A 21,386-nucleotide genomic window follows, 5' to 3' on the forward strand; every position below is an offset into this window, starting at 1 on the left:
TTCTGACGTTCTTCCGGGGACGGCCGGTGACGGTACCGTTCGAAAACAAGTCGGCCGGGTGGCCGAGCGATCAGCGTCAGACGTACGAGACGGAGTGGCACCGGATGCAGCACGCAGTGGGGGCTCCGCTGCCGCCTCCCCATGGCTCGGCGCACGGCGCGGGCGGCCAGGGGCCGGGCGGGTGGGCGCACGGCTCCCCGCCCCACGGTCCGCCACCGCACGGCGCACCGCACTCCGGCCCGCCGGCCGGCCGCCCCGCGCCCCACGGGCACCAGCCCGTCCCGGGCGCGGTGCCGTACGGCGGGCAGCCGGGCCCCGGTGGCCCGCCGGGGCAGCACGCGCACGGCGCACCGCCGCCGCACGGCGCACCGCATCCGGGTCCGCCACCGGTCGGCCGGCCCAGCGGACCGCAGCGGATCCCGCCGGGGCCGCCGGGGGCCCCCGTGCCCCAGCAGGGCCCCCCGGCCCCGCCGCCGGACTCGACCGGGCACATCCAGCTGCCACCGGGCGGGCCGGTCCCCCTCCCCGTGCCGCATCCCGCCGACAGCGGTACGGGCGCCGCCACACTGGCCGTCCTGTTGATCGGACCCGCCGGTGCGGGCAAGACGACCGTCGCCCGGCACTGGGCGGCCCGCCGGCAGGTGCCCACCGCGCACATCAGCCTGGACGACGTACGCGAATGGGTCTGCTCCGGTTTCGCCGATCCGCAGTCGGGGTGGAACGAGCACTCCGAGGCGCAGTACCGCCTGGCCCGCCGCACCTGCGGCTTCGCCGCCCGTAACTTCCTCGCCAACGGGATCTCCTGCATCCTCGACGACGCGGTCTTCCCCGACCGCCCCGTCGTCGGACTCGGCGGCTGGAAGCGCCACGTCGGCCCCGGCCTGCTGCCCGTCGTCCTGCTGCCCGGCCTGGAGATCGTGCTGGAGCGCAACGCGGAACGCAGCGGCAACCGCAGGCTCTCGGACGAGGAAGTGGCGGGCATCCACGGCCGGATGGCCGGCTGGTACGGCTCCGGACTGCCGATCATCGACAACTCCAAGTACGACGTCGAGACGACGGCCCGCGTCCTGGACGATGTCCTCGCCCGGTCGATCGCGAGCCCGCCCACCTGGTAGCGGGCGCCCGCCGGGGCGTCCGAGTCCGGGCCGCCCCGCGCTCCGGCCGCCCCGGTCGGACGCGCCGACCGCGCCGAGCCGGGCCCGCGCTCATAGGCTCGATACATGTCAGAGGTGTTCGCGGTCCGTCGCGGGCGGCTGCGCGACCGGTGCTCCGCGGCCGGCACCGATGCCGCCCTGGTGTCACTGCCCGCCAACGTCCGCTATCTCGCCGGCGGCGCGCCACCGGGCGCGGTCCTGCTGCTCGGCGTCGCCGACCAGCGCGACGTACTGCTCTGCCCCCGCACCTCGACCGGCGACCCCGCCGACGGCCGCCCCGACGAGCAGCTGCGGCTGAGCGTGCTGCCGACCACGACGGGCGATCCGGCCGTCGCCGCCGCGGACCTCCTCGACCCGGCCACGGCCCGCACCCTCGCCGTCGAGGAGCACCACCTGACCGTCGCCCGGCACCGCGCCGTCCGCTCCGTGGCACCCCGGCTGCTCCTCGCCGATCTCGGCCGCACCGTGGAACAGCAGCGGACGGTCAAGGACGAGGAGGAGATCTCCCAGCTGCGGATCGCGGCCGAGATCTCCGACCAGGCACTGGGCGAACTGCTCGAATCGATCCTCGTCGGCCGCACCGAACGGCATCTCGCCCTGGAACTGGAGCGGCGTCTGGTCGACCACGGCGCCGACGGACCGGCGTTCCGGACCTCGGTCGCCACCGGGCCGAATTCGGGCCGCGCCGGCCACCGGCCCTCGGACCGCAGGGTCGAGGAGGGCGATTTCCTCTCCGTACGCCTCGGCGCCAACTACCACGGATATCGCTGCGAGATCGGCCGCACCTTCGTCATCGGATCGTCGCCGGCCGACTGGCAGATCGATCTCTACGACCTGGTGTTCGCCGCACAACGGGCAGGTCGGGAGGCTCTGACGCCCGGTACCGCCTACCGCGACGTGGACCGCGCGGCCCGCCGTCCGCTGGAGTCGGCGGGGTACGGCGAAGGGCTCGCGGCCCGTACCGGGCACGGTGTGGGGCTCGAAATCGACGAGGACCCGCAGTTGGCACCCACCGCCATGGGTAAACTGGACGCTTGTGTGCCGGTCACCGTCGAACCGGGGGTCCACCTCCCGGGCCGGGGCGGTGTCCGGATCGATGACACGCTCGTCGTCCGCCCCGAGGCGGACGGCGGACCCGAGCTACTCACCATTACGACCAAGGAACTGCTCGCGCTCTAGTGCTCCGGCAAGCTTTTCGCCGGTCGCGGTGGTGGCGCGCACCCGTGGTCCCACCCCGCTTCAGTCCAGGAGATTCCGCAACCGTGGCTTCCACGAACGACCTCAAGAACGGCATGGTTCTCAAGCTCGACTCCGGCCAGCTCTGGTCCGTCGTCGAGTTTCAGCATGTCAAGCCCGGCAAGGGCCCCGCCTTTGTGCGCACCAAGCTGAAGAACGTGCTCTCCGGCAAGGTCGTCGACAAGACCTTCAACGCCGGCGTGAAGGTCGAGACGGCCAACGTCGACCGCCGCGACATGCAGTTCTCGTACATGGACGGCGAGTACTTCGTCTTCATGGACATGGGCACCTACGACCAGATCCACATCAGCCGGGAGGTCGTCGGCGACGCCGCGAACTTCCTCCTGGAGGGCTTCGAGGCCACGGTGGCGATGTACGAGGGCAACGCGCTCTACGTCGAGCTGCCCGCCGCCGTCGAGCTGGTCATCGAGCACACCGACCCCGGCGTGCAGGGCGACCGCTCCACCGGCGGCTCCAAGCCCGCGAAGCTGGAGACCGGTTACGAGATCGGTGTCCCGCTCTTCATCACGACCGGCGAGAAGATCAAGGTCGACACGCGCTCCGGTGAGTACCTCGGCCGGGTGAACAGCTAACCGTGGCTGCCCGCAACAAGGCCCGTAAGCGCGCCTTCCAGATCCTCTTCGAGGCCGACCAGCGCGGGGCGCCCGTGCAGACGGTCCTCGCGGACTGGCTGCGGCACGCCCGGACCGACGACCGCCAGCCGCCGGTCAGCGAATACACGATGGAGCTGGTCGAGGGGTACGCGCGGTACGCGGACCGGATCGACGAGCTCATCACCACCTACTCGGTGGGCTGGTCGCTCGACCGCATGCCGGTCGTCGACAGGAACATCGTGCGGCTCGGCACGTACGAACTGGTGTGGGTGGACGGCACACCCGACGCCGTGGTGATCGACGAGGCGGTACAGCTCGCCAAGGAGTTCTCCACGGACGACTCGCCGTCCTTCGTGAACGGCCTCCTCGGCCGCTTCAAGGACCTCAAGCCGAGCCTGCTCCGCGCCGACGCCGACTAGCCGACTAGGTCGTATCCGGGCGATATCGCGCCCCCGGGAACGCAGATCGTCGGCCGGGCCGCACACGCGGCCCGGCCGGCGATCGAAGTCGGCCGTCGATGGCTGGGCCATTCGTGTGACTCGTGGGCCCATGCGCCCGCCTCCGCTGTTGTACTCGCGTTCGATCCGGCGATGCGCGCGGTGACATCTCTCCCGGTCGGCGCGGGCCCTCAGTTCCATGACTCCGTTCCATGACGCCGGTCCCGCGGGGCCACCTACGCCGTCTGTGCGGTCCGCGGGACCGATCGGCGCCCCAACGGCCACGCGGCGCCCGCCGCGCGTGCACCGGGCGCCCACGGCCCCTGCCGACGGCGACACGCCGGAGGGGCGGCCCGCCGATCGCGGTCCGCCCCTGTCGGATGTGACGTTTCTGCTGTTCTGTACCGCGGTGTCAGCCCTCGTCGTGAGCCACGGCGCGGCGCGCGTCCGCGTCCAGCACGCCCCAGCTGATCAGCTGCTCGGTGAGGACCGACGGCGACTGGTCGTAGATCACCGCGAGCGTGCGCAGGTCGTCCTGGCGGATCGACAGCACCTTGCCGTTGTAGTCACCGCGCTGGCTCTGGATGGTCGCCGCGTAACGCTGGAGCGGGCCCGCCTTCTCCTGCGGGACATGGGCGAGACGCTCCAGGTCCAGGACGAGCTTCGGCGGCGGCTCGGCGGCTCCGCCCGGCGTCGTGCCCGGCAGCAGCTCCTGCACCGGGACACCGTAGAAATCGGCCAGCTCGGCGAGGCGCTGCACGGTCACCGCGCGGTCGCCGCGCTCGTAAGACCCCACCACCACGGCCTTCCAACGGCCCTGTGACTTCTCCTCCACGCCGTGGAGGGAAAGGCCCTGCTGGGTGCGGATGGCGCGGAGCTTGGCCCCGAGCTGCTTTGCGTATTCGCTGGACATAAGGCTCCCCGGACGCTGGGACAATCTGCGGCTCCGCCGCGTGGCTGGTAACTCACTGTGAGGTTACGCAGCGTGACTTGGATGCGTCAAGCCGAATGGTCCGTACCCACCCCTCCACAAGTCCGGAAAAGGGCGCCGGACCTGGTAATGTCGACGGCGCAAATCCGACGTCCTTTAACGTCCGTCCCGTGAGGCGGAGAAGGAGGTCCGTTTCTTATGGACACGCACAGCTCTGATGCCGCCCGCCCCGTGCTCGAGGCACCCGACATCGCACGGGCACTGACCCGTATCGCCCACGAGATCGTCGAACGTGCCAAGGGCGCCGACGACGTGGTTCTGCTCGGCATCCCCACCCGTGGCGTCTTCCTGGCCCGGCGGCTGGCCGACAAACTCGAAGAGATCACCGGCGGCAAGATCCCGGTCGGCTCCCTCGACATCACGATGTACCGCGACGACCTGCGCATGCGGCCCGCCCGCGCGCTGGCCCGCACCGACATCCCGGCCGACGGCGTCGACGGACGTCTCGTCGTCCTCGTGGACGACGTGCTCTTCTCCGGCCGCACGATCCGCGCCGCCCTCGACGCGCTGGGCGACATCGGCCGGCCGCGCGCGGTCCAGCTCGCCGTCCTGGTCGACCGGGGCCACCGCGAACTGCCCATCCGCGCCGACTACGTGGGCAAGAACCTCCCCACCTCGCTGCGCGAGACGGTCAAGGTCCAGCTCGCCGAGGAGGACGGCCGCGACACCGTGCTGCTGGGCCTGCGGAAGCCCGACCCGGCCGGCGAGCAGTAGCGGGCCCCGCCCGTACACCGCAGACCCGTACACGGCCCGCGCGTCGGCGCGCCCTGACGCCGCCGTGCCCGCCCGGGGAGACCCGGGAACCAGGAACCACCTCCACACAACGGAGCACACCCGATGCTGCGCCTCCCAGGGGCAAGCCCCCGAACCCCCGGCCATCTCATCTCCGCCGCCGATCTCACCCGCGACGACGCCGTACTGATCCTCGACACCGCCGAGGAGATGGCAAGGGTCGCCGACCGGCCCATCAAGAAGCTGCCGACACTGCGCGGCCGTACCGTCGTCAACCTCTTCTTCGAGGACTCGACCCGCACCCGGATCTCGTTCGAGGCCGCCGCCAAGCGCCTGTCCGCCGATGTCATCAACTTCTCGGCCAAGGGCTCGTCGGTCTCCAAAGGAGAGTCGCTCAAGGACACCGCGCTGACGCTGGAGGCGATGGGCGCCGACGCCGTCGTCATCCGGCACGGCTCGTCCGGCGCCCCGTACCGGCTCGCCAACTCCGGCTGGATCGACGGCGCCGTCATCAACGCGGGTGACGGCACGCACGAACATCCCACCCAGGCCCTGCTCGACGCCTTCACTATGCGCCGCAGGCTGGTCGGCGCCGACGCGGGCATCGGCCGGGACCTCGAAGGCCGCCGCATCACGATCGTCGGCGACATCCTGCACAGCCGGGTCGCCCGCTCCAACGTCCTGCTGCTGCACACCCTCGGCGCCGAGGTCACGCTCGTCGCCCCGCCGACCCTGGTGCCGATCGGCGTCGAGAAGTGGCCCTGCGAGGTGTCGTACGACCTCGACCGGGTGCTGCCCAAGTCCGACGCCGTGATGATGCTGCGGGTCCAGCGCGAGCGGATGAACGCCGCGTTCTTCCCCACCGAGCGCGAGTACTCACGGCGCTACGGGCTCGACGGCGAGCGGATGGCCCGGATGCCCGACAACTCGATCGTCATGCACCCCGGCCCGATGAACCGCGGCATGGAGATCACCGCCGAGGTCGCCGACTCCGACCGCTGTACGGCCGTCGAGCAGGTCGCCAACGGTGTCTCGACCCGGATGGCCGTCCTGTATCTGCTTCTGGGCGGCAACGAGCCCGCCGTCACCCATTCCCGCCCGGCGTCCGCCACCGAGGAGAACAAGTAACCATGAGCAAGATCCTTATCCGTGGCGCCAGGATCCTCGGCGGCGAGGCGCGCGACGTCCTCATCGACGGCACGGTCGTCGAACGCGTGGACACCGGCATCGAGGCCGGCGACGCCACCGTGGTGGAGGCCGAGGGACAGATCCTGCTGCCCGGCCTCGTCGACCTGCACACACATCTGCGCGAGCCCGGCCGTGAGGACTCCGAGACCGTCCTCACCGGCACCAGGGCGGCGGCGATCGGCGGCTTCACCGCCGTGCACGCCATGGCCAACACCTTCCCCGTCGCCGACACCGCCGGCGTGGTCGAGCAGGTCTGGCGGCTCGGCCGGGAGTCCGGCTACTGCGACGTACAGCCCGTCGGCGCCGTCACCGTCGGCCTGGAGGGCAAGCAGCTCGCCGAACTCGGCGCCATGCACGACTCGGCCGCCGGTGTGCGGGTCTTCTCCGACGACGGCAAGTGCGTGGACGACGCGGTGATCATGCGCCGGGCCCTGGAGTACGTGAAGGCGTTCGACGGCGTCGTCGCCCAGCACGCCCAGGAGCCCCGGCTCACCGAGGGCGCCCAGATGAACGAGGGCATCGTCTCCTCCGAACTCGGACTCGGCGGCTGGCCGGCCGTCGCCGAGGAGTCGATCATCGCCCGCGACGTGCTGCTGGCCGCCCACGTCGGCTCCCGCGTCCACATCTGCCACCTCTCCACCGCCGGTTCGGTCGAGATCGTCCGCTGGGCCAAGTCGAAGGGCTGGAACGTCACCGCCGAGGTCACGCCGCACCACCTGCTGCTGACGGACGAGCTCGTACGGACCTACAACCCCGTCTACAAGGTGAACCCGCCGTTGCGCACCGAGGCCGACGTGCTGGCGCTGCGCGAGGCCCTGGCGGACGGCACGATCGACTGCGTCGCCACCGACCACGCCCCGCACCCGCACGAGGACAAGGACTGCGAGTGGGCGGCGGCGGCCATGGGCATGGTCGGCCTGGAGACCGCGCTGTCCGTCGTCCAGCAGACGATGGTCGACACCGGTCTCATCGACTGGGCGGGCGTCGCCGACCGGATGTCGGTGCGGCCCGCGCAGATCGGCCGTCTCGCCGGTCACGGCCGTCCCGTCTCGGCAGGTGAGCCCGCCAACCTCACGCTCGTCGATCCCGCTTACCGTGGAATGGTGGACCCCGCGGGCTTCGCCTCCCGCAGCCGTAACACCCCCTACCAGGGCCGTGAGCTGCCGGGACGCGTCACCCACACCTTCCTGCGGGGCCGTGCCACGGTCGTCGACGGGAATCTGGCGTGAGCGCTGCACTGATCAATCTGGCCGCCGAGCAGAAGTCGGCGGAGGTGACCGACTGGGCCGCCCGTATCGGGTGGGTGGTGGGTCTGCTCCTGTTCATCGCGTTCGTCTACTGGCTGATGCGCCAGGGATGGAAGTGGCGCGGAAGCCTCCAGTCCGATCTGCCGGAGCTGCCGGTGGCCCCCGAGGAGACGGCGGGGGACGTGACGCTGCGGCTCAGCGGCAGGTACCACGGCTCCACGACCGCCGGTCAGTGGCTGGACCGGATCGTCGCCCAAGGCCTCGGGGTCCGCAGCCGGGCGGAGCTCACGCTCACCGACGCGGGCGTGGCCGTCGTACGGCCCGGGGCCACCGACTTCTTCGTCCCGGCGGGCCAACTGCGCGCCGCCCGGCTCGACAAGGGCATCGCCGGCAAGGTCCTGGCCGAAGGCGGACTGCTGATCCTCACCTGGCAGCACGGCGACCGGCTGCTCGACTCCGGCTTCCGCTCCGACCGCGCGGCGGAGCACGCCGCCTGGGTCGAGGCGATCAACCTCATGAACCAGTCCATCACGACGAATCAGACACCGACCACGAACGCGTCGACCACGCCGACCGACGACGCGCCCTTCACGACGGAAGGCACCGCACGATGACCCTCTCCACCCGGGGAGCCGCCAAAGCTCCCGCCGTACTCGTCCTGGAGGACGGCCGGAGTTTCCGCGGCCGTGCCTACGGGGCCGAGGGGGAGACCTTCGGCGAGGCGGTGTTCTCCACCGGCATGACCGGCTACCAGGAAACCCTCACCGACCCCTCGTACCACCGCCAGGTCGTCGTCATGACCGCCCCGCACATCGGCAACACCGGCATCAACGACGAGGACGACGAGTCCGGCCGGATCTGGGTCGCCGGCTATGTCGTACGCGACCCCGCCCGCATCCCCTCCAACTGGCGCTCCCGGCGCTCCCTGGACGAGGAACTGCTGCGGCAGGGCATCGTCGGCATCAGCGGTGTCGACACCCGCGCCCTCACCCGCCATCTGCGCGAGCGCGGCGCGATGCGCGTCGGCATCTTCTCCGGCGACGCGCTCGCCGGCGGCGCCCTCGACGACGACACGGCGCTGACCGCACGCGTGAAGGAGGCGCCCCTGATGAAGGGCGCGAACCTCTCCGCGGAGGTCGCCACCACCGAGACGTACGTCGTCCCGGCCGTCGGCACCAAGCGGTTCACCGTCGCCGCCCTCGACCTCGGCATCAAGGGCATGACCCCGCATCGGATGGCCGAGCGCGGCATCGAGGTGCACGTCCTGCCCGCCACCGCCACCGCCGAGGACGTGTACGCGGTCGAGCCCGACGGCGTGTTCCTCTCCAACGGCCCCGGCGACCCCGCCACCGCCGACCTCACCGTCGTCAAGGCGGTGCTCGAGCGCGGTACGCCGCTCTTCGGCATCTGCTTCGGCAACCAACTCCTCGGCCGCGCACTGGGCTTCGGCACGTACAAGCTCAAATACGGCCACCGCGGTATCAACCAGCCGGTGCAGGATCGTTCCACCGGCAAGGTCGAAGTCACCGCGCACAACCACGGGTTCGCCGTCGACGCCCCGCTCGACCAGATCTCCGACACCCCCTACGGCCGCGCCGAGGTCTCCCACGTCTGTCTCAACGACAACGTGGTCGAGGGGCTCAGGCTGCTCGACCGGCCGGTCTTCAGCGTCCAGTACCACCCCGAGGCGGCCGCCGGCCCGCACGACGCCGCGTACCTCTTCGACCGCTTCACATCCCTGATGGAGGGCCAGCGTGCCTAAGCGCTCCGATATCCGGTCCGTCATGGTCATCGGCTCGGGCCCGATCGTCATCGGCCAGGCCGCCGAGTTCGACTACTCGGGAACCCAGGCCTGCCGCGTACTCAAGGCCGAGGGCCTGCGCGTCATCCTCGTCAACTCCAACCCCGCGACGATCATGACCGACCCGGAGATCGCCGACGCCACGTACGTCGAGCCGATCACCCCCGAGTTCGTCGAGAAGATCATCGCCAAGGAGCGCCCCGACGCGCTGCTGCCCACCCTCGGCGGCCAGACCGCGCTCAACACCGCGATCTCCATGCACGACAACGGCGTCCTTGAGAAGTACGGCGTCGAGCTCATCGGCGCCAACGTCGAAGCCATCAACAAGGGCGAGGACCGCGACCTCTTCAAGGGCGTCGTCGCGGCCGTCCACGCCAAGATCGGCCACGGCGAGTCCGCCCGCTCCGTCATCTGCCACTCGATGGACGACATCCTGGCCGGCGTCGAGGAACTGGGCGGCTACCCCGTCGTCGTACGCCCCTCCTTCACCATGGGCGGCGCCGGCTCCGGCTTCGCCCACGACGAGGACGAGCTGCGCCGCATCGCCGGACAGGGCCTGATGCTCTCGCCGACCACCGAGGTGCTCCTGGAGGAGTCCATCCTCGGCTGGAAGGAGTACGAACTGGAGCTGATGCGCGACAGGAACGACAACGTCGTGGTCGTCTGCTCCATCGAGAACTTCGACCCGATGGGCGTCCACACCGGCGACTCCATCACCGTCGCGCCGGCGATGACCCTCACCGACCGCGAGTACCAGCGGCTGCGCGACATCGGCATCGCGATCATCCGCGAGGTCGGCGTCGACACCGGCGGCTGCAACATCCAGTTCGCCGTCGACCCGGTGGACGGCCGGATCATCGTCATCGAGATGAACCCCCGTGTCTCGCGCTCCTCCGCGCTCGCCTCCAAGGCCACCGGCTTCCCGATCGCCAAGATCGCCGCGCGCCTGGCGGTCGGCTACACGCTGGACGAGATCCCGAACGACATCACCGAGAAGACCCCGGCGTCCTTCGAGCCGACCCTCGACTACGTCGTGGTGAAGGTCCCGCGCTTCGCCTTCGAGAAGTTCCCCGCCGCCGACGCCACCCTCACCACCACCATGAAGTCGGTGGGCGAGGCCATGGCCATCGGCCGCAACTTCACCGAGTCGCTCCAGAAGGCGCTGCGCTCGCTGGAGAAGAAGGGCAGCCAGTTCGACTTCACCGGCCACCCCGACGACCTCGGTACCAAGGCCGAGCTGCTGGAGCTGGCGAAGGTCCCCACCGACGGCCGGATCAACACCGTCATGCACGCGATCCGCGCCGGAGCCACCCAGGAAGAGATCTTCGACGCGACGAAGATCGACCCCTGGTTCGTCGACCAGCTCTTCCTGATCAAGGAGTACGCGGACGAGCTGGCCGCCGCAGACCGCCTCGACCCCGGACTCCTCGCCGAAGCCAAGCGACACGGCTTCTCCGACGCCCAGATCGCCGGGATCCGCGGACTGCGCGAGGACGTCGTACGCGAGGTACGGCACGCGCTCGGTGTCCGCCCCGTCTACAAGACGGTCGACACCTGTGCCGCCGAGTTCGCCGCCAGGACCCCGTACTTCTACTCCTCCTACGACGAGGAGAGCGAGGTCGCGCCGCGCGAGAAGCCCGCCGTGATCATCCTCGGCTCCGGCCCCAACCGCATCGGCCAGGGCATCGAGTTCGACTACTCCTGTGTGCACGCCTCCTTCGCGCTGAGCGAAGCCGGGTACGAGACCGTGATGGTCAACTGCAACCCGGAGACCGTCTCCACCGACTACGACACCTCCGACCGGCTCTACTTCGAGCCGCTCACCCTGGAGGACGTCCTGGAGATCGTCCACGCGGAGACCCTCGCCGGGCCCGTCGCGGGCGTCATCGTCCAACTCGGCGGCCAGACACCCCTCGGCCTCGCACAGGCGCTCAAGGACAACGGAGTGCCGGTCGTCGGCACACCCCCGGAGGCCATCCACGCCGCCGAGGACCGCGGCGCCTTCGGCCGCGTCCTCGCCGAGGCCGGCCTGCCCGCGCCCAAGCACGGCACGGCCACCACCTTCGAAGAGGCCAAGGCCATCGCCGACGAGATCGGCTACCCCGTGCTGGTCCGGCCCTCGTACGTGCTGGGCGGACGCGGCATGGAGATCGTGTACGACGAGGCCCGCCTCTCCTCGTACATCGAGGAGTCCACCGAGATCAGCCCCACCCGGCCCGTCCTGGTGGACCGCTTCCTCGACGACGCCATCGAGATCGACGTAGACGCCCTCTACGACGGCACCGAGCTCTACCTCGGCGGCGTCATGGAGCACATCGAGGAAGCCGGCATCCACTCCGGCGACTCGGCGTGCGCCCTGCCCCCGATCACCCTCGGCGGCTTCGACATCAAGCGGCTGCGCGCCTCCACGGAGGCCATCGCGCGCGGGGTCGGTGTCCGCGGCCTGATCAACATCCAGTTCGCGCTGGCCGGGGACATCCTCTACGTCCTGGAGGCCAACCCGCGCGCGTCGCGCACCGTGCCCTTCACCTCCAAGGCCACCGCCGTACCACTGGCCAAGGCCGCCGCCCGGATCTCCCTGGGCGCCACGATCGCCGCCCTCCGTACGGAGGGTCTGCTGCCCGCGAACGGCGACGGCGGCACCCTGCCCATGGACGCGCCGATCTCCGTCAAGGAGGCCGTCATGCCGTGGTCGCGCTTCCGCGACATCCACGGACGCGGCGTCGACACCGTCCTCGGCCCGGAGATGCGCTCCACCGGCGAGGTCATGGGCATCGACTCCGTCTTCGGCACGGCGTACGCCAAGTCGCAGGCGGGGGCGTACGGCCCGCTTCCCACGAAGGGCCGCGCCTTCATCTCCGTCGCCAACCGCGACAAGCGCTCGATGATCTTCCCGGCGCGTGAACTGGTCGCGCACGGCTTCGAACTGCTCGCCACCTCCGGCACCGCCGAGGTCCTGCGCCGCAACGGCATCAACGCCACGATCGTACGCAAGCAGTTCGAAGGCACCGGCCCGAACGGCGAGCGGACCATCGTCCAGCTCATCCACGACGGCGAGGTCGACCTCATCGTCAACACCCCGTACGGCACCGGTGGCCGGCTCGACGGCTACGAGATCCGCACCGCCGCGGTGGCGCGCGGAGTCCCGTGCCTGACGACGGTGCAGGCGCTCGCCGCCGCCGTACAGGGCATCGACGCACTCAACCACGGAGGCGTCGGAGTCCGTTCGCTCCAGGAACACGCCGAGCACCTCATCGCCGCGCGCGAAGAGTAAGGAGAGCCTGTTTCCATGTACCGACTCCTCTTCCGGCTCCTGTTCCGACGCATGGACCCCGAGCAGGCCCACCACCTGGCCTTCCGCTGGATCCGGCTCGTCGTCCGCGTCCCGGTGCTGCGCACCTTCGTCGCCGCGGCGCTCGCCCCTCGTTACGAGGCGCTGCGCACCGAGGCCTTCGGGCTGCGGATGCACGGCCCCTTCGGTCTCGCCGCGGGCTTCGACAAGAACGCCGTCGCCGTCGACGGCATGTCGATGCTCGGCTTCGACCACGTCGAGATCGGCACGGTCACCGGGCAGCCGCAGCCGGGCAACGCCCCGCAGCGGCTGTTCCGGCTGCCCGCCGACCGGGCGCTGATCAACCGCATGGGCTTCAACAACGACGGATCGGCCACCGTCGCCCTGCGCCTGGCCACCCGTCGCGAGATCTTCCGTACGACGGTCGGCGTCAACATCGGCAAGACCAAGGCCGTAGCGGACGACGCGGCGATCGGCGACTACGTGACGTCGACCGAGCGCCTGGCCGCCCACGCCGACTACCTCGTCGTCAACGTCTCGTCCCCGAACACCCCCGGTCTGCGGAACCTCCAGGCCGTCGACCAGCTGCGCCCGCTCCTGACGGCCGTACGCGAGGCCGCCGACCGCGTCGTCCCGGAGCGGCGGGTCCCGCTCCTGGTCAAGATCGCCCCCGACCTCGCCGACGACGACATCGACGCCGTCGCCGACCTGGCCGTGGAGCTGGGCCTGGACGGCATCATCGCCACCAACACCACCGTCGCGCGCCACGGCCTCGGCCTGAAGACGGCCCCGTCCCTGCTCGCCGAGACCGGCGGACTGTCCGGGGCGCCCCTGAAGGCGCGCTCGCTGGAGGTCCTGAGGCGGCTGTACGGGCGTGTGGGCGACCGGATCACCCTGGTCGGCGTGGGAGGCATCGAGAACGCCGAGGACGCCTGGCAGAGGATCCTGGCGGGCGCGACGCTCGTCCAGGGCTACAGCGCCTTCATCTACCAGGGCCCTTTCTGGAGCCGGGGCATCCACAAGGGTCTCGCCGCCCGGCTGGCCACCAGCCAGTACGCCACCCTCGCCGAGGCGGTCGGCTCCGACACCAGGAAGGTGCACGCGTGAACGCCACCGTCTCCGCCGCGTCCGTGGACGCCGACACGGAGCGGGAGCCCTTCGGGGCGCGCCTGCGCCGCTCCATGGACACCCGGGGCCCGCTCTGTGTGGGCATCGACCCCCATGCCTCGCTGCTGCACGACTGGGGCCTGAGCGACGACATCGCGGGCCTGACGGCCTTCACCCGTACCGTCGTCGAGGCGCTGGCCGACCGCGTCGCCGTACTGAAGCCGCAGTCGGCGTTCTTCGAGCGGTTCGGCTCGCGCGGTGTCGCCGTCCTGGAGAAGGCGGTCGCCGAGGCACGGGCCGCCGGCGCGCTCGTCCTGATGGACGCCAAGCGCGGCGACATCGGCTCGACCATGGCCGCGTACGCGGCCACGTACCTCGACAAGGACAGCCCGCTCTTCTCCGACGCCCTCACGGTCTCGCCGTACCTCGGCTTCGGCTCGCTGCGCCCGGCGCTGGACGCCGCGCGCGTCAGCGGCTCCGGTCTCTTCGTGCTGGCGCTCACCTCCAACCCGGAGGGCGCCGAGGTCCAGCGGGCCACCACCGAAGGTGGTCTCTCCGTCGCGCAGACGATCCTCGACCACGCGGCCGAGGAGAACGCCGGGGCGACGCCGCTCGGTTCGGTCGGCGCCGTCGTCGGGGCGACCCTCGGCGAGGCCGGGGTCGATCTCGCGATCAACGGGCCGCTCCTCGCCCCCGGCATCGGGGCGCAGGGCGCGACCCCCGCGGACCTTCCGGCTGTGTTCGGCGCGGCCGTCGGCGATGTGGTGCCGAGTGTGAGCCGGGGAGTACTCCGTCATGGACCGGATGTTTACGCCCTGCGTGCGGCGGCGGAGCGGTTCGGCGACGAGGTCCGGACGGCGGTCGAGGGCGCTCGGCGAGCGCGCTGACGCGGTTCGAACGCCGATCCTGACAGAAAAGCGGGTTGTTTTGCCGGAAATGTCCCGGTCGAGCGATGCTGACCAGGACTTTTCGGCTGTTCTCGCTGACGAGAGCGGTCTACACCGCTAGTCTCCGTCGAGAGTCAACGCGCGGAACCTTCGCTCGTTGCTCGCCTGGTGTGGGACGAACCAGTTCCGCACCGGTCCGTATCCGACAGTTCGACATCCGAGGTGACGTAGGCGTGGCTCTTCCGCCCCTTACCCCTGAACAGCGCGCAGCCGCGCTCGAAAAGGCCGCCGCGGCTCGCCGGGAGCGGGCCGAGGTCAAGAATCGACTCAAGCACTCCGGCGCCTCCCTCCACGAGGTCATCAAGCAGGGTCAGGAGAACGACGTCATCGGCAAGATGAAGGTCTCCGCCCTCCTCGAGTCTCTGCCCGGCGTGGGCAAGGTGCGCGCCAAGCAGATCATGGAGCGACTCGGCATCTCCGAGAGCCGCCGTGTCCGGGGTCTCGGCTCCAACCAGATCGCGTCGCTTGAACGCGAGTTCGGCGGCAGCCCTGCCTGACGTTCCCGGGCACTCCCGGGAACCTGGATAATCGCTGCATGGCACCAGAGGTACATCCGCGGCTGACCGTGCTCTCCGGCCCTTCGGGCGTCGGCAAGAGCACGGTCGTCGCGCATATGCGCAAGGTTCACCCCGAGGTCTGGCTCTCGGTGTCGGCCACCACCAGAAAGCCGCGTCCCGGCGAACGCCACGGCGTCCAGTACTTCTTCGTCACCGACGAGGAGTTCGACAAGCTGGTCGCCAACGGCGAGCTGCTGGAGTGGGCCGAGTTCGCGGGCAACCGCTACGGCACACCGCGTCGCGCGGTGCAGACACGCCTCGAGGCGGGCGAGCCCGTGCTCCTGGAGATCGATCTCCAGGGCGCCCGGCAGGTCAAGGACTCGATGCCGGACTCACAGCTGGTCTTCCTGGCCCCGCCGAGCTGGGACGAGCTGGTCCGCCGGCTCACCGGCCGGGGCACCGAGTCGCCCGAGGTGATCGAGCGCCGGCTGGTGGCCGCGAAGGTGGAGCTGGCCGCCGAGTCGGAGTTCGACATCAGCCTGGTGAACACCTCCGTCGAGGACGTGGCGCGCGAGCTGCTAGCCTTGATGGCAGTTGTCTGACCTCTGTCTGCTTTCGCGCAGCCGTCGGCAGCACCCGGTATTTCCTGTATTTCCCTGATTTTTCTTCGGAAGGCAAGAGAGTGTCCTCTTCCATTTCCACGCCCGAGGGCATCATCAACCCGCCGATCGACGAGCTGCTCGAGGCCACGGACTCGAAGTACAGCCTCGTGATCTACGCGGCAAAGCGGGCGCGTCAGATCAACGCGTACTACTCGCAGCTCGGCGAGGGCCTGCTCGAGTACGTCGGTCCGCTGGTGGACACGCACGTCCACGAGAAGCCGCTCTCGATCGCCCTGCGTGAGATCAACGCGGGTCTGCTGACGTCCGAGGCCATCGACGGCCCGGCGCAGTAACGGCGACAATTCCTCTCACCACGGGCCCGGCAGCGCGACTGCCGGGCCCGTGGTGTGTCATGGGGGAGACGAATCCATCCGAATACGGGGAGACACGGTGGACCAGGCGGGCCAGACGGAGCGGTCGGAACAGTCGGGGCGGCCGGGCGGCGGCAGGCCCAGGGTCGTCCTGGGAGTGAGCGGCGGGATCGCCGCGTACAAGGCGTGCGAGCTGCTGCGCCGCCTCACCGAGTCGGGCCATGACGTACGGGTCGTGCCGACCGGGTCCGCCCTGCACTTCGTCGGCGCCGCGACCTGGTCCGCGCTCTCCGGTCACCCCGTCTCCACCGAGGTCTGGTCGGACGTCCACGAGGTGCCCCACGTACGCATCGGGCAGTCCGCCGACCTCGTCGTCGTCGCCCCCGCCACCGCCGACCTGCTGGCCAAGGCCGCCCAGGGCCTGGCCGACGACCTGCTGACCAACACGCTCCTCACCGCGCGCTGCCCGGTGGTCTTCGCTCCGGCCATGCACACCGAGATGTGGGAGCACCCCGCGACCCGGGCGAACGTCGCGACCCTGCGCGAGCGCGGAGCGGTCGTCATCGAGCCCGCCGTCGGCCGCCTCACCGGAGTCGACACCGGCAAGGGGCGGCTGCCCGACCCGGGCGCGATCTTCGAGGTCTGCCGCCGGCTGCTGGCGCGTGGCGTGAGCGTGCCCGACCTGGCGGGGCGGCATGTCGTCGTCTCCGCGGGCGGAACGCGCGAGCCGCTCGACCCCGTGCGCTTCCTCGGCAACCGCTCCTCGGGGAAGCAGGGGTACGCCCTGGCCCGTACGGCGGCGGCCCGTGGCGCCCGGGTCACCCTCATCGAGGCCAACACCGGGCTGCCGGATCCGGCGGGCGTCGACGTGGTGCGCGTCGGAACCGCCGTACAACTCCGTGAGGCGGTACTGAAATCAGCCGCCGACGCCGACGCCGTGGTCATGGCGGCGGCCGTGGCCGATTTCCGCCCCGCCTCCTACGCCGAGGGAAAGATCAAGAAGAAGGACGGCGAGGAGCCGGCGCCGATCGTGCTCGTCCGCAACCCGGACATCCTCGCGGAGATCGGCGCGGAGCGCGCCAGGCCCGGACAGGTGATCGTCGGCTTCGCCGCCGAGACGGACGACGTGCTCGCCAACGGCCGGGCGAAGCTGCGCCGCAAGGGCTGCGACCTGCTGGTCGTCAACGAGGTGGGGGAGCGCAAGACCTTCGGTGCCGACGAGAACGAAGCGGTGATCCTCGCCGCGGACGGCGGCGAGACGCCGGTCCCCCACGGTCCCAAGGAGGCGCTCGCCGACACGGTCTGGGACCTCGTCGTACCGGCACTCGGGTCCGCGTAGACGAACGGAAAGTTAATTCTTCGTTCCCTCTTCCGGGCGTGTGAAATCGGCCCAAACCCGATGTTTGGGGTCGGGATAGGGGGTGATCGTCGTATCGCAGGACGGAGTGACAACCCCTAACTCCACTCCCACTGGCCGAGACGCCTGGACCTTTCTCGCGGTCTGCCGGATAAACTGGCCGCGGAACGTCGCGGGGCGCAGCTCCCCGCCCGTTCCGCCAAGGATCTAGCCAGCAGCCGCTGCAACCCCAGGGAGCGATGTGTCGCGCCGTCTGTTCACTTCGGAGTCTGTGACCGAAGGTCACCCTGACAAGATCGCTGACCAGATCAGCGACACCATTCTCGACGCACTCCTGAGGGAGGACCCCACCTCGCGGGTGGCCGTCGAGACCCTGATCACGACCGGCCTGGTCCATGTGGCCGGTGAGGTCACCACCAAGGCTTACGCGCCCATCGCGAAGCTGGTCCGGGACAAGATCCTGGAGATCGGCTACGACTCGTCGAAGAAGGGCTTCGACGGCGCCTCCTGCGGCGTCTCGGTGTCCATCGGTGCCCAGTCGCCCGACATCGCCCAGGGTGTCGACACCGCCTACGAGAAGCGGGTCGAAGGAGAGGGCGACGAGCTCGACAAGCAGGGCGCCGGCGACCAGGGCCTGATGTTCGGCTACGCCTGCGACGAGACGCCCGAGCTGATGCCGCTCCCGATCCACCTCGCCCACCGGCTCTCGCGACGGCTCTCCGACGTCCGCAAGAACGGGACCATCCCGTACCTGCGCCCCGACGGCAAGACCCAGGTCACCATCGAGTACGACGGCGACAAGGCCGTCCGCCTCGACACGGTCGTCGTCTCCTCGCAGCACGCGTCGGACATCGACCTGGACTCGCTCCTGGCGCCCGACATCCGCGAGTTCGTCGTCGAGCACGTGATCAAGCAGCTCCTCGAGGACGGCATCAAGCTGGAGACCGAGGGCTACCGCCTGCTGGTCAACCCGACGGGCCGCTTCGAGATCGGCGGCCCCATGGGCGACGCCGGCCTCACCGGCCGCAAGATCATCATCGACACCTACGGCGGCATGGCCCGCCACGGCGGCGGCGCCTTCTCCGGCAAGGACCCGTCCAAGGTGGACCGCTCGGCCGCGTACGCCATGCGCTGGGTCGCCAAGAACGTGGTGGCCGCGGGCCTCGCCTCGCGCTGCGAGGTCCAGGTCGCGTACGCGATCGGCAAGGCCGAGCCGGTGGGCCTCTTCGTCGAGACCTTCGGCACGGCCTCGGTCGACGTCGAGAAGATCGAACAGGCCATCGCCACGGTCTTCGACCTCCGCCCGGCCGCGATCATCCGTGACCTGGACCTGCTCCGCCCGATCTACGCCCAGACGGCGGCGTACGGCCACTTCGGCCGCGACGAGCCGGACTTCACCTGGGAGCGCACGGACCGCGTGGACGCGCTGCGCGAGGCGGCCGGTCTGTAAGGCATTCCGCGTACGTCGGCGGCGACGGGCCCCGGACACCGATGGTGTCGGGGGCCCGTCGCCGTGTCGCGGGTGGGTACGTGATCTCCGGCACCCGACGAGCCGCCACCACCTCGCGGGGGCCGTCCGCCGACGGTCCGCGGGTGTCAGTGACGTCTGGTAAGAATTTGGCTGTGAGCAGCGACGACGAGCAGCCCGAGGAGTCCGCCGGGGGCGGTGGGCCGGAGCAGCTCGCGTTCATTCGGGAGACCGTGCGGGCCGCCAAGGTGCCCCGTGCCAAGCCCCGGACCTGGCGGGGGGCGCCGTTGGCGGGGGAGTTGCCCGTCGCGCGCGTCGTGGTGAACAAGGGGGTGCTGCATCTCGACCAGTTCTTCGACTACGCCGTGCCCGAGGAACTGGACGAGGCCGCGCAGCCGGGCGTGCGGGTGCGGGTGCGGTTCGGGGCCGGGGCGCATCAGGTGCGGGGCGGGCGGCGGGAGGGCGGGCGGCTGATCGACGGGTTCGTCATCGAGCGGCGGGCCGAGTCGGACTACGCGGGACCGCTCGCTGCGCTGGCCGGTGTGGTGTCGCCGGAGCCGGTGCTCAGCCCCGAGCTGCTGGGGCTCGCGCGGGCCGTCGCCGACCGTTACGCGGGCAGCCTCGCCGACGTACTGCAACTGGCGGTGCCACCGAGGAACGCGCGCGCGGAGGCCAAACCGTCGCCCGATCCGCTGCCCGCGCCCGGCAGGCAGGAGGCGGGCACCTGGGAGCGGTACGCGAAGGGCGCGGCCTTCCTGGCCGCGCTCGCCGACGGCGGCTCCCCGAGGGCCGTGTGGACCGCGCTGCCCGGACCGCACTGGGCGGACGAGCTGGCGCGGGCCGTCGCGGCCACGCTCGCGTCGGGGCGCGGGGCGCTCGTCGTCGTCCCGGACGGCCGGGCGGCGGCGCGCGTCGACACCGCGCTCACGGCGCTGCTCGGCGAGGGACACCACGCGCTGCTCACCGCTGAGGCGGGCCCGCAGAAGCGGTACGGGCAGTGGCTCGCCGTCCGGCGCGGCGCGGTGCGGGCCGTCGTGGGGACCCGCGCGGCCATGTTCGCTCCCGTACGCGATCTCGGGCTCGTCGCCATCTGGGACGACGGCGACTCCAGCCACAGCGAACAGCACGCGCCGCTGCCGCACGCCCGCGAGGTCCTCCTGCTGCGCGCCGCGCACGACAAGTGCGCCTTCCTGCTGGGCAGTACGGGCTGCACCGTCGAGGCGGCCCAACTGGTCGAGACGGGCTGGGCGTTGCCGATGACGGCCGACCGGGAGCGGTTCCGAACGGCCGCGCCCCTGATCCGGACGGTGGGGGACGGCGAGCTGGCGCGCGACGAGGCCGCGCGCGCGGCCCGGCTGCCGAGCCTGGCCTGGCAGACCGTCCGGGAAGGGCTCAAGACCGGCCCGGTCCTCGTACAGGTGCCCCGGCGCGGGTACGTGCCCCGGCTCGGCTGCGAGCGCTGCCGCGCGCCCGCCCGCTGCCGCCACTGCGCCGGACCCCTGGAGGCGCCCGAGCAGCGGGAGTTGCACTGCGGGTGGTGCGGACGTGGCGAGCCCGCCTGGCGCTGCGCGGAGTGCGGCGGTACGCGGCTGCGCGCCAGCGTCGTGGGCGCGCGGCGTACGGCGGAGGAGCTCGGCCGGGCGTTCCCGGCTGTCCCGGTGCGTACGTCGGGCCGCGATCACATCCTCGACACGGTGCCCGGCCGTCCCGCGCTGGTGGTGAGCACGCCCGGCGCCGAGCCCGTCGCCGAAGGCGGCTACGCGGCGGCGCTGCTCCTCGACGGCTGGGCGATGCTCGGCCGGCCCGACCTGAGGGCGGGGGAGGAGGCGCTGCGGCGCTGGCTGCACGCCGCTTCGCTGGTCCGGGGCCAGGCCGACGGCGGCACGGTCGTGGTCGTGGCCGAGCCGACGCTGCGGCCCGTACAGGCGCTCGTGCGATGGGATCCCGTGGGCCACGCCCAGCGCGAGCTGGCGGAGCGGGCGGAGCTGGGCTTCCCGCCGGTGTCGCGGATGGCGGCGGTGACCGGCGGGCCCGACGCGGTGGCCGCGTTCCTGGCCGCCGCCGAACTGCCGCCCGACGCCGAGGTCCTGGGCCCCGTCCCGCTGCCGGTCACGGACCCGGCCCGGCCCCGCAGGACCGGTGACCCGCCACCGGGCGAGATGTGGGAGCGCGCACTGCTGCGCGTGCCGCCGGGCAGCGGCGCCGCGCTGGCGACGGCCCTGAAGTCGGCCCAGGCGGGCCGGCTGGCACGGGGTGGCGGCGACCCCGTCCGTATCCGGATCGATCCCCCGGACATCGGCTGAGGGGACGCGGGACACCGGCGGCCGGGCGGGTCCCCCCGGTCC

Annotated in this window: 19 protein-coding genes; 18 read left to right on the plus strand and 1 reads right to left on the minus strand. The window is 71.2% G+C overall.

The annotated features are described in order from the left end of the window. The first annotated feature begins 104 nt into the window (after window positions 1-104). From ACFWHU_RS20200 to nusB, 4 genes are all read left to right on the plus strand, one after another. Window positions 105-1,115 carry an AAA family ATPase gene (locus ACFWHU_RS20200; RefSeq protein ID WP_387226048.1) on the plus strand — a complete coding sequence of 337 codons (1,011 nt, stop codon included), beginning with the start codon at window positions 105-107 and terminating at the stop codon, window positions 1,113-1,115. A gap of 105 nt (window positions 1,116-1,220) precedes the next feature. Then, on the plus strand, window positions 1,221-2,333 hold the full coding sequence (locus ACFWHU_RS20205) for an aminopeptidase P family protein (RefSeq protein ID WP_385801441.1): 1,113 nt from the start codon (window positions 1,221-1,223) through the stop codon (window positions 2,331-2,333). An 83-nt stretch (window positions 2,334-2,416) separates the two neighbouring features. After that, window positions 2,417-2,983: an elongation factor P gene (efp, locus tag ACFWHU_RS20210; protein WP_381904266.1), complete on the plus strand. Its 567-nt coding sequence runs from the start codon at window positions 2,417-2,419 to the stop codon at window positions 2,981-2,983. Between the two features lie 2 nt (window positions 2,984-2,985). Next, window positions 2,986-3,423: a transcription antitermination factor NusB gene (gene nusB / locus ACFWHU_RS20215; protein WP_385801437.1), complete on the plus strand. Its 438-nt coding sequence runs from the start codon at window positions 2,986-2,988 to the stop codon at window positions 3,421-3,423. A 430-nt stretch (window positions 3,424-3,853) separates the two neighbouring features. On the opposite strand, the gene bldD is transcribed toward nusB, so the two are convergent. Further along, the gene (bldD, locus tag ACFWHU_RS20220; RefSeq protein ID WP_023542978.1) at window positions 3,854-4,354 is read right to left on the minus strand and encodes a transcriptional regulator BldD; all 501 of its coding nucleotides are present in this window, start codon (window positions 4,352-4,354) and stop codon (window positions 3,854-3,856) included. A gap of 216 nt (window positions 4,355-4,570) precedes the next feature. Here bldD and pyrR point away from each other — a divergent pair, with 216 nt between their 5' ends. From pyrR to ACFWHU_RS20290, 14 genes are all read left to right on the plus strand, one after another. Then, window positions 4,571-5,146: a bifunctional pyr operon transcriptional regulator/uracil phosphoribosyltransferase PyrR gene (gene pyrR, locus ACFWHU_RS20225; RefSeq protein ID WP_383842960.1), complete on the plus strand. Its 576-nt coding sequence runs from the start codon at window positions 4,571-4,573 to the stop codon at window positions 5,144-5,146. A gap of 123 nt (window positions 5,147-5,269) precedes the next feature. Further along, window positions 5,270-6,292, plus strand: coding sequence for an aspartate carbamoyltransferase catalytic subunit (locus tag ACFWHU_RS20230; protein WP_385801434.1), 1,023 nt, complete (start codon window positions 5,270-5,272; stop codon window positions 6,290-6,292). 2 nt (window positions 6,293-6,294) lie between these two features. Then, the gene (locus tag ACFWHU_RS20235; protein WP_387226052.1) at window positions 6,295-7,581 is read left to right on the plus strand and encodes a dihydroorotase; all 1,287 of its coding nucleotides are present in this window, start codon (window positions 6,295-6,297) and stop codon (window positions 7,579-7,581) included. A gap of 11 nt (window positions 7,582-7,592) precedes the next feature. Continuing rightward, window positions 7,593-8,213 (plus strand): hypothetical protein, encoded by a 621-nt coding sequence (locus ACFWHU_RS20240; RefSeq protein ID WP_387226119.1) that lies wholly within the window; start codon window positions 7,593-7,595, stop codon window positions 8,211-8,213. Continuing rightward, the gene (carA, locus tag ACFWHU_RS20245) at window positions 8,210-9,361 is read left to right on the plus strand and encodes a glutamine-hydrolyzing carbamoyl-phosphate synthase small subunit (RefSeq protein WP_387226054.1); all 1,152 of its coding nucleotides are present in this window, start codon (window positions 8,210-8,212) and stop codon (window positions 9,359-9,361) included. The genes ACFWHU_RS20240 and carA overlap by 4 nt, the downstream gene beginning before the upstream one ends. Next, window positions 9,354-12,674, plus strand: coding sequence for a carbamoyl-phosphate synthase large subunit (gene carB / locus ACFWHU_RS20250; RefSeq protein ID WP_387226056.1), 3,321 nt, complete (start codon window positions 9,354-9,356; stop codon window positions 12,672-12,674). Before carA ends, carB begins: the two co-directional genes overlap by 8 nt. Before the next feature lie 15 nt (window positions 12,675-12,689). Next, entirely contained in the window at window positions 12,690-13,799 is a 1,110-nt protein-coding gene (locus tag ACFWHU_RS20255) for a quinone-dependent dihydroorotate dehydrogenase (RefSeq protein ID WP_385801425.1), read from the plus strand. Further along, entirely contained in the window at window positions 13,796-14,686 is an 891-nt protein-coding gene (pyrF, locus tag ACFWHU_RS20260) for an orotidine-5'-phosphate decarboxylase (RefSeq protein ID WP_387226058.1), read from the plus strand. The genes ACFWHU_RS20255 and pyrF overlap by 4 nt, the downstream gene beginning before the upstream one ends. 233 nt (window positions 14,687-14,919) lie before the next feature. After that, complete coding sequence (locus ACFWHU_RS20265; protein WP_003970367.1) at window positions 14,920-15,243, plus strand: integration host factor; 324 nt, start codon at window positions 14,920-14,922, stop codon at window positions 15,241-15,243. A gap of 38 nt (window positions 15,244-15,281) precedes the next feature. Then, on the plus strand, window positions 15,282-15,845 hold the full coding sequence (gene gmk, locus ACFWHU_RS20270; RefSeq protein ID WP_078078336.1) for a guanylate kinase: 564 nt from the start codon (window positions 15,282-15,284) through the stop codon (window positions 15,843-15,845). Between the two features lie 80 nt (window positions 15,846-15,925). Next, on the plus strand, window positions 15,926-16,198 hold the full coding sequence (gene rpoZ / locus ACFWHU_RS20275) for a DNA-directed RNA polymerase subunit omega (protein ID WP_023542989.1): 273 nt from the start codon (window positions 15,926-15,928) through the stop codon (window positions 16,196-16,198). Between the two features lie 97 nt (window positions 16,199-16,295). After that, window positions 16,296-17,555, plus strand: coding sequence for a bifunctional phosphopantothenoylcysteine decarboxylase/phosphopantothenate--cysteine ligase CoaBC (gene coaBC / locus ACFWHU_RS20280; RefSeq protein ID WP_387226061.1), 1,260 nt, complete (start codon window positions 16,296-16,298; stop codon window positions 17,553-17,555). Between the two features lie 259 nt (window positions 17,556-17,814). Next, window positions 17,815-19,023 (plus strand): methionine adenosyltransferase, encoded by a 1,209-nt coding sequence (gene metK, locus ACFWHU_RS20285; RefSeq protein WP_385801418.1) that lies wholly within the window; start codon window positions 17,815-17,817, stop codon window positions 19,021-19,023. 173 nt (window positions 19,024-19,196) lie between these two features. After that, the gene (locus tag ACFWHU_RS20290; protein WP_387226063.1) at window positions 19,197-21,344 is read left to right on the plus strand and encodes a primosomal protein N'; all 2,148 of its coding nucleotides are present in this window, start codon (window positions 19,197-19,199) and stop codon (window positions 21,342-21,344) included. Window positions 21,345-21,386 lie beyond the last annotated feature (42 nt).

This window comes from Streptomyces sp. NPDC060366, assembly GCF_042725135.1.
Taxonomy (GTDB): domain Bacteria; phylum Actinomycetota; class Actinomycetes; order Streptomycetales; family Streptomycetaceae; genus Streptomyces.

What these genes read in the sequence shown, in the direction of transcription:
- ACFWHU_RS20200 (WP_387226048.1), top strand. Translation starts at nt 105, where the DNA reads ATGCAGCACGCAGTGGGGGCTCCGCTGCCGCCTCCCCATGGCTCGGCG.
- ACFWHU_RS20205 (WP_385801441.1), top strand. Translation starts at nt 1,221, where the DNA reads ATGTCAGAGGTGTTCGCGGTCCGTCGCGGGCGGCTGCGCGACCGGTGC.
- bldD (WP_023542978.1), bottom strand. Translation starts at nt 4,354, where the DNA reads ATGTCCAGCGAATACGCAAAGCAGCTCGGGGCCAAGCTCCGCGCCATC.
- pyrR (WP_383842960.1), top strand. Translation starts at nt 4,571, where the DNA reads ATGGACACGCACAGCTCTGATGCCGCCCGCCCCGTGCTCGAGGCACCC.
- ACFWHU_RS20230 (WP_385801434.1), top strand. Translation starts at nt 5,270, where the DNA reads ATGCTGCGCCTCCCAGGGGCAAGCCCCCGAACCCCCGGCCATCTCATC.
- ACFWHU_RS20235 (WP_387226052.1), top strand. Translation starts at nt 6,295, where the DNA reads ATGAGCAAGATCCTTATCCGTGGCGCCAGGATCCTCGGCGGCGAGGCG.
- carA (WP_387226054.1), top strand. Translation starts at nt 8,210, where the DNA reads ATGACCCTCTCCACCCGGGGAGCCGCCAAAGCTCCCGCCGTACTCGTC.
- ACFWHU_RS20255 (WP_385801425.1), top strand. Translation starts at nt 12,690, where the DNA reads ATGTACCGACTCCTCTTCCGGCTCCTGTTCCGACGCATGGACCCCGAG.
- gmk (WP_078078336.1), top strand. Translation starts at nt 15,282, where the DNA reads ATGGCACCAGAGGTACATCCGCGGCTGACCGTGCTCTCCGGCCCTTCG.